Source organism: Anaerococcus lactolyticus ATCC 51172 (assembly GCF_000156575.1).
GTDB lineage: Bacteria > Bacillota > Clostridia > Tissierellales > Peptoniphilaceae > Anaerococcus > Anaerococcus lactolyticus.
This window is the reverse complement of the sequence record NZ_GG666067.1, coordinates 1-1,081: the sequence shown is the minus strand read 5'-3', so window position 1 is coordinate 1,081 and position 1,081 is coordinate 1. Positions and strand designations below refer to the sequence as shown.

Sequence of the window (1,081 nt, the reverse complement as noted above, 5' to 3'; positions counted from 1 at the left end):
AAGTATTCATCAGCACTTACGTACGGTCTTGAAAAATCTCCTAAATCTTTAGCAGACTTAAATGGTTTTATATCATTAGGTTCAAAGGAATCTAAATTTAAAAATATTTCTCCTTTTAATTCTTCTATTAATTTATATCTTGATTTCCCTGTTAACTCTTCCATGTAATCAAAATTAATTTTACCTTTTTGACTAATAGAAAGTACAAGAGCATCTATTGGCTTATCTACATGGTCTATAACAATAGCTTTCTTTATGGTTCTCTTAATAAAAATATCTGATTTACCTATAAAGTTGCCTTCTTTGTCTAATTTTTCCAAAGTTGAAATCAAAGAAAAATTAGCATCTTCTCTAAATAACTTTTTATTTGCTTTTGAATTTATTCTTCCGTATTTCGTTGAAAAATTATCATATAGATTGTTTAAATTTTCTTGCTCTTTTTTTATCTTCTCATCTGAAAAGTTTTCTCTTTGATAGGTAATAACTTTCCTTAGACTTTCATTTAATCTTAAATATTCTTTTACCTTATCTTTATCCTTTTCGTTTAAGGATATTTTTTGCATAATTGAATTTTCTCTAAAATATATTTCATCATCCACTAAAGCAAAAGAATAGTTTTTAACACTATCATCAGCCGGTATTGTTTCTTCTCCAAGTTGCTCATCTATTTGTGCTTCCTCGTATTTCCCTTGAATATTTTTAATGGCTTTTTTTAGTCTTTCTTTTAAAGAAATATCTTCATTTTCAATACATGCAAGGCTTGTCCCAAATCTTGACGGTATTTCTTCCATAGTCCCTATTACCATCTTAGGATTATCAACAAAATATTTATTATATATTAGTCCTTTTTCGTCTTTATCTAGCTTTACCCAGTCTTCATCTAGCTTTAAGAGCCTATCTCTCTTTTTTAAAAAGATTATATCTGAAGTTACTTCTGTGCCAGCTGCCCCTTTAAATGTAGTATTAGGTAGTCTTATTGCTCCCAAGAACTCTGCCCTTTCCGATATATATCTTCTAACATCTTCACTTTTTTTATCCATAGTCCCAGATGAAGTTATAAATGCAATGATGCCGCCATCTC

The 1,081-nt window shown here is 29.0% G+C and carries 1 protein-coding gene; it reads right to left on the bottom strand.

Going from position 1 to position 1,081, the window contains the following annotated elements; translation table 11 throughout:
* Positions 1–1,081: winged helix domain-containing protein (locus tag HMPREF0072_RS10260; protein WP_004830346.1), on the bottom strand; the 1,081-nt coding region annotated here is incomplete at both ends.